This window comes from Rubneribacter badeniensis (genome assembly GCF_002899695.1).
Taxonomy (GTDB): Bacteria; Actinomycetota; Coriobacteriia; order Coriobacteriales; family Eggerthellaceae; genus Rubneribacter; species Rubneribacter badeniensis.
This window is the reverse complement of sequence record NZ_PPEL01000028.1, coordinates 23857-30633: the sequence shown is the minus strand read 5'-3', so window position 1 is coordinate 30633 and position 6777 is coordinate 23857. Positions and strand designations below refer to the sequence as shown.

Genomic DNA, 6777 nt, shown 5'->3' with positions numbered 1-6777 from the left:
GGGTTTGCGCACGAACGCCGCGCGCCCCAACCCGCTCCGCGCGCCCGTGCGCAAACCCCGCTCGCACGCCTTTCAAACTCGCATCCAGCGCCCCTCCGCACATCAGGGCGCTTTTTATGTGATGACCTGCTCGCATTCGTTGACGCTCGACCTCGGCGACCTGTACCCTTTTAACGTTCGCTCCAGACACGGAAAGAGGCTTCCATCCATGACTGATTCACCGTTTCGCGGCGTTATCCCCCCGGTCGTCATCCCGCTGACCGAGAAGCGCCAGCTCGACCTCGAAGCGCTCGAGCGCACCATCAACCGCATGATCGACGCCGGCGTCGACGGCCTGTTCTTCCTCGGCTCGTCGGGCGAAGTGGCGTTCCTCACCGACGCCCAGCGCTACCATGTGCTGCAAGAGGCCGTCGCCATGGTGCACGGGCGCGTGCCGGTGATGGCGGGCATCATCGACATGGAGACGCTGCGCGTGGTAGACCAGGCCAAGCGCGCGTCGGGCTACGGCGTGGACGCTCTCGTGGCCACCGCGCCCTTCTACGCGCTCGGCGGCCCCAAGGAGGTGGAGCGCCACTTCCGCGCCATCCGCGAGCACACCGACCTGCCGCTGTTCGCCTACGACCTGCCCGTCTGCGTGCACACGAAGCTCGACCCCACGATGCTCGTGCGCCTCGGCACCGACGGCGTGCTGCAAGGCGTGAAGGACTCCTCCGGCGACGACGTGACCTTCCGCTGGCTCATGCTGCAAAACGAGGATGCGGGGCATCCGCTGCAACTGCTCACCGGGCACGAGGTGGTCGTGGACGGCGCGTATCTCGGCGGCGCGGACGGCTCGGTGCCGGGTCTTGCGAACATCGATCCCGACAGCTACGTCGCGCAGTGGAAAGCCGCGCAGGCCGGCGACTGGGAGCGCGTGCGCGAGATCCAAAACCACCTCGCCCGCCTCATGTACGTCACGCGCGAGGTGAAGGCCACCGTCGGCTTCGGCGCGGGCGTGGGCGCGTTCAAGACGGCGCTGTGGCAAATGGGAGTGTTCAACACGAACCAGATGCGCGAGCCCGTGTGCGCGCTCGAGGGCGAGGACGTGGAGCACATCGTGGAGGTGCTTAAGAAGGCCGGCCTCATGGACGCCGACGCCCCCATTCGCCCGTCGCACTGGAACGCCTGCTCCATCGCCTTGCCGGCGACATCGAAGTAAGGAGGCCCCGTGACCGCTGATCACGACACCATCGAAACGCTCGTCCGTACGCGCGATTGGCTGCGCGCAGAGCTGGACACGTGCGTGCGCTTCTGGCTCGAGCACGGCATGGACCGCGAGCACGGCGGCGTGTACACCTGCCTCGACCGCACGGGCGAGGTGTACTCCACGGATAAGAGCGTGTGGATGCAAGGCCGCTGCGCCTGGACGTTCTCGCATCTGTGCCGCCTGTACGGAGAGCGCCCGGAATGGATGGAGGCCGCGAAGAGCTGCCTCGACTTCCTCGAGGAGCACTGCATCAACCACGAGGCGGGCGGCCGTTTGTACTTCACGGTGACCGCCGAAGGCAAGCCTCTGCGCCAGCGCCGCTACTGCTTCTCCGAGGGCTTCTACGCCATCGCGAACGCCGAGTACTACGGGCTGACCGGCGAGACGGAGCACCTTGAGCGCGCGCGACGCGCCTATCGCCTCATCTACGATTTGAACAACGGGCTCATCGAGGATCCGACGGGGCTCGGCCCCAAGACCATTCCCGAGACGCGCTCGGGACGCGCGCTGGCCGACCCGATGATCTTCCTCAACATCATCGGCATCATGCGCCGCGTCGACCCCGCCAACACCGAGGAGTACGACTGCCACGCGCGCGAGTGCACCGACACGATCGTGCGCTACCACTACCGTCCCGAGCTGGGCTGCACGCTCGAAAGCGTGAACGCCGAAGGCCAGCCCGAGCTCGACTACACCGCCGGACGCGTGGTGAACCCCGGCCACGACATCGAGTGCAGCTGGTTCATGATGGACGAGGCCAACTACCGCGGCGACGAGGAGCTGCACAAGACGGCCGAGCAGATATTCCGCTTGGCCATCGAGGCGGGCTGGGACAAGGAGTACGGCGGTCTTCTGTACTTCATCGACGCATGCGGCAAGCCCACCGAAGCTTACGAGCATGACATGAAGCTGTGGTGGCCCCACAACGAGATCATGATCGCCGCCTCGAAAGCCTACCGCGACACGGGCGATGAGTACTACCTGAACTGGCTGCTCAAAACCATCGAGTACAGCAAAGCGCACTTCGCCGACCCCGAGTACGGCGAATGGTACGGCTACCTGCGCCGCGACGGTCTGCCCACCATGCCGTCCACGAAAGGCTCCACGTTCAAGGGGCCGTTCCATGTGCCACGCGCCCTGTCCATGACCGAGCGCACGCTAACCGAGATCATAGGAGACGAGGCGGCTCCGTCGGCCTAACGACCTGCGGAACCGCTCGAAACCGCGGCGCTGCGCAACACCCGCCTTGCCGCGTTCGCGCCCGCGCTCGAAATGCGCGCGGGCGCGAACGAGTCCATTCGACGCACTGCGGAGCACGCCGCCAACTAAGCAAACAACCTGCGAGAAAGGGAGAACGGTGAACTACCTGGGCATCGATTACGACATCAAGAACACCCCCGTCCTCGACGAGGGCTTCATCCCGTTCGGCGTGTGGATGCGCGCCTACCTTGAGGGCGCCGACCGCCCCGTCTCCGTGGCCGTCGAGCGCGAGAACGGCCTCGTCTCGGTGCGCTCGACCTTCATCCGCGGCGAGGAATTCGCCGAGGCGAACCTGCGCTACGTGGAGCGCTTCGTGAAGTTCATGCTGTGGAGCACGGGCGGCTTCCGCATCTACCTGTGCGGCTGCGACGACATCGCCGCGAAGCTGGCCGAGGCGTACAGCGCCGCCGGAGAGCGCGCCTTCGACTTCGGGTTCGTCGATGACGTGTACGAGAAGCCCCTTGAGGTCGTCGTCTGCTCCGAGGCTGACTTCCCCGCCGCCAACGAGGCCGCCAAGCCCATCGGCGGCCACAAGGACGGCTGCCGCATCGGCTTCGACGCGGGTGGAAGCGACCGCAAGGTGTCGGCCGTGATCGACGGCGAGTCGGTGTACTCCGAAGAAGTGGTGTGGTACCCCAAGGTCACCGAGGATCCCACGTACCACTTCAACGAGATCGTGACGGCGTTCAAGACCGCCGCCTCCAAGATGCCGCGCGTGGACGCGATCGGCGTGTCGTCGGCGGGCGTGTACGTGGACGACTGCCCGATGGTGGCGTCGCTGTTCATCAAGGTGCCGCGTGAGAGGCGCGACGAGGTGAAGAGCATCTACAAGCGCGCTGCCGCCGAGATCGGCGACGTGCCGCTCGTGGTGGCCAACGACGGCGACGTGACGGCGCTTGCGGGCTACATGTCCACCGGCGAAGGCTCCATCCTCGGCATCGCAATGGGCACCTCCGAGGCTGTGGGCTACGTGAACGCCGCTGGCAACGTGCTGGGCTGGCTGAACGAGCTGGCCTTCGCGCCGGTGGATCTGTCGCCCGAGGCCATGCAGGACGAATGGTCCACCGACTACGGCGTGGGCTGCAAGTACTTCAGCCAAGACGCCGTCATCAAGCTGGCCCCCGCCGCGGGCATCGAACTCGACCCCGAGCTCTCCCCCGCCCAAAAGCTCAAGGTGGTGCAGGGCTTGGCCGACGAGGGTCACGAAGGCGCGCTCGACATCTTCCGTTCCATCGGCGCGTACCTGGCGCACACGCTCGTGCTGTACAGCAGCTTCTACGACATCAAGACGCTTCTGGTGCTGGGACGCGTATCCTCCGGCGTGGGGGGCGACCTCGTCATCAGCGAGTGCAACCGCATCCTGTCCGAGGAGTATCCCGAGCTGGCCGAGCAGATCACCGTCACGCTGCCCGACGAGATGATGCGCCGCGTGGGTCAGTCGGCCGCCGCCGCCTCGCTGCCGGAGCTGTAGGCGCAGCGCGCAGCGCGTCGCTTCGGCCGATTGCGACTGATCGCGGCCGATCACGCGAAGCCGTAACGCACAGGGCCCCTCGCGGAACTTCCGCGAGGGGCCCTGTCGCATTCGCCAGCGAAAGGCAGACGACCCTCGGTAGCCTTCGAGAAAGCCTCCTTGGTCGACCCACGTCGATTCGCCGCTCGAAGATGGCATCAGCCCTCAGCAACCTTCGAGAAAGCTCCCCTTGGTCAACCTCGGTCGTCAGCCCACCGAAGCACGCCAAGCCTCTTTGCCAGCTCTACGGTAATGATTCAGCTGATTTTTCTTCATATTGTACCGAAATCTGATCTTATCGCGCTCATTATGGCTACATCGGTAATATATTGGCAAATTTATGAGAATATTTTACCGAAAAGAAGGAAAGAGCGGGCGATTTCACCCCTTTCGAGGTTTTGAGCGCAAGCTACGGTACAATATGAAGAGAAATCTATCGATTCATTACCGTTGCATTCCCGAACGCGCCATATCGCAAGAAGATGTCAACCGCCCTGTCGCGAGCGGCACGCCGCGCATCTGCGCGCAGCAGAATGCCGCCACCGCACTGCCACCCGCCCCAGCGCTGCGGCCGCTGCCGCACCCACCCACAGCGCCGCGGGCCGCTGCCACACACGCGACAGCGGCCCGCCCGCAACTCTGTTCCCCTACAAAACGCGCCCGCGCACGACGACGCGTTCGACCTCAAGCGTCTCCTTGTTCAGGAGCACGGCGTCGGCCACGTAACCCGACGCGATGGAGCCACGATCAGCCAATCCCAGAGCGCGCGCCGGATTGGTCGACGCGGCCTTCACGGCGCTTTCGAGCGGGATGTCCATGTCGCGCACGGCCACCTGCACGCAGCGCATGAGGTCGCTCACCGACCCGGCCAGCGCGCCGTTTTCGATGGTGGCCACATAGCCGCGCACGGTGACGTCCTGGCCGCCCAGATCGTACGTGCCGTCTTCGAGGCCGGCAGCGCGCAGAGTGTCGCTGATGAGGATCATGCGGTCATCGCCGAACATATTGAACGCAAGGCGCACCATGGCGGGATGGATGTGGATGCCGTCGGCGATGATCTCCGGCGTGACGTCATCGCGCTCAGCCGCGGCAGGGATGGGACCGGGCTTGCGATGATGCATGGGATCCATGGCGTTGAACAGGTGCGTCAGATGCCGCGCGCCCAGTTCGAACGCATGGGCCGCCGTGTCGTAGTCCGTGCAGGTGTGCGCGAGCGAGATGCGCACCTCGCCCGAGAGCTCGCGGATGAACTCGTCCGCACCCGGCTCCTCCGGCGCGATGTCCACGATCTTGAACAGGCCGCCGGCGGCCTCCTGCAAACGCCGGAACTCCTCCACGCCGGGATTGCGCACGTACTCGGGGTTCTGCGCGCCCACCTTGCTCGGCGAAATGAACGGCCCCTCCATGTTGATGCCCACAAGCGCCGCCTCGTTCGCCGCCGGCTCGTAAGCCGCCGCAGCCTGCGCCGCGCGCATGAGCACGTCCTCGGGCAGCGTCATCGTGGCCGGGCACATGGCCGTGACGCCGCGCGACGCCTCGTAAGCGCCCATGCGGTGCAACCCTTCGAGGTCCCCATCGCTCATATCGGCCCCGGCGCTGCCGTGGAAGTGCAGATCGACCAGACCTGGGATCACGTAGCAACCCGACGCGTCGAGCACGTCGCCTTCGCCTTCGACCTCTTCCACAAAGCGGCCCTCGGCCGCGAACACGTCGCGTTCGACGAAGCCGTCGCCGTCGAACACGCTTCCGTTGACGATGCGCATAGATCGTCCTCCTTCCGAACTGCTTTCAGCAGGAACTGTCGCCGGGGCCATTATACCGTCATCCGTCCCCGCCTCAAGCGAAACGCCTGAAAGGAGCGGCGGTTTCCCCGTGCGGCTTCCGTACGGCGGCTCCCCTGTGCGGCTTCCCCGCGCGGTTTCCGTGCGCGGCTTCCCCACGGCTTCCCCGCGCCGAAACGACGGCGAGGGCCGCCTGATGCAGCCCTCGCCGGATATGCGACGTGTGCGCGGCCTAGGCCTACGCCAGATCGCGGCACAGCTCTCCCGCAGCCGGGTCGACGATGACCGTGGCATCGGGATGGAACTGCAGGATGGAGGCGGGCACCTCGGGCGTCACCGGGCCGAAGAAGGCCTTCTTCACGATCTCGGCTTTGTGGGCACCCTCCACCACCACGAGCACGCTGCGCGCGGCCATGATGGTGCCGATGCCCATGGTGTACGCCTGGCGCGGCACGTCGTCGATGCTGTCGAACAGGCGGCTGTTCGCCTGGATGGTGCTCTCAGTGAGATCCACGCAGTGCGTGGCCTTTGGGAACGTGTCCTCCGGCTCGTTGAAGCCGATATGGCCGTTCGGCCCTAGGCCCAGAAGCTGCAAGTCGACGCCGCCCGCCTCCGCGATGGCCTGCTCGTAGGCCGCGCACACGGCATCGGCGTCGGGGTTCGCCCCCTCCGGCACGTGCGTGCGCGCCTGATCGATGTCGATATGGTCGAACAGGTGCTTCTTCATGAAGTAGCGGTAGCTCTGATCGTGCTCGGGCGCAAGGCCGCGGTACTCGTCCAGGTTGAACGTCGTGACCTCAGCGAAGCTGAGCTTGCCCGCCTTGAAGTCAGCCACGAGGTCGGCGTACAGGCCGATGGGCGTCGTGCCCGTGGCCAAGCCCAGCACGCACGCCGGGTCGGCCTCCACGAACGAGGCGATGCGATCGGCGGCGCGGCGGCCCATGTCCTCCGCGCTCTCGGCGATGATGAATTCCATGCTC

General features: G+C 65.8%; 5 protein-coding genes. 3 read left to right on the top strand and 2 right to left on the bottom strand.

Annotated elements, in window-relative coordinates; genetic code table 11:
• The first annotated feature begins 208 nt into the window (after positions 1-208).
• From C2L80_RS06385 to C2L80_RS06375, 3 genes are all read left to right on the top strand, one after another.
• Positions 209-1198: a dihydrodipicolinate synthase family protein gene (locus tag C2L80_RS06385; protein ID WP_087195521.1), complete on the top strand. Its 990-nt coding sequence runs from the start codon at positions 209-211 to the stop codon at positions 1196-1198.
• 9 nt (positions 1199-1207) lie between these two features.
• A complete protein-coding gene (locus tag C2L80_RS06380; protein ID WP_171899980.1) occupies positions 1208-2446 on the top strand; it encodes an AGE family epimerase/isomerase in 1239 nt (412 codons plus the stop codon).
• A gap of 157 nt (positions 2447-2603) precedes the next feature.
• A complete protein-coding gene (locus C2L80_RS06375; RefSeq protein ID WP_087195522.1) occupies positions 2604-3977 on the top strand; it encodes an ROK family protein in 1374 nt (457 codons plus the stop codon).
• Between the two features lie 686 nt (positions 3978-4663).
• Here C2L80_RS06375 and nagA read toward each other — a convergent pair.
• Complete coding sequence (nagA, locus tag C2L80_RS06370; protein ID WP_092198509.1) at positions 4664-5779, bottom strand: N-acetylglucosamine-6-phosphate deacetylase; 1116 nt, start codon at positions 5777-5779, stop codon at positions 4664-4666.
• Positions 5780-6035: 256 nt separating this feature from the next.
• Positions 6036-6773 (bottom strand): glucosamine-6-phosphate deaminase, encoded by a 738-nt coding sequence (nagB, locus tag C2L80_RS06365; protein ID WP_087195524.1) that lies wholly within the window; start codon positions 6771-6773, stop codon positions 6036-6038.
• Positions 6774-6777: the final 4 nt, after the last annotated feature.

Excerpts from the sequence above, each read along its gene's own strand:
- C2L80_RS06385 (WP_087195521.1), top strand. The coding sequence starts at position 209 with ATGACTGATTCACCGTTTCGCGGCGTTATCCCCCCGGTCGTCATCCCG.
- nagA (WP_092198509.1), bottom strand. The coding sequence starts at position 5,779 with ATGCGCATCGTCAACGGAAGCGTGTTCGACGGCGACGGCTTCGTCGAA.
- nagB (WP_087195524.1), bottom strand. The coding sequence starts at position 6,773 with ATGGAATTCATCATCGCCGAGAGCGCGGAGGACATGGGCCGCCGCGCC.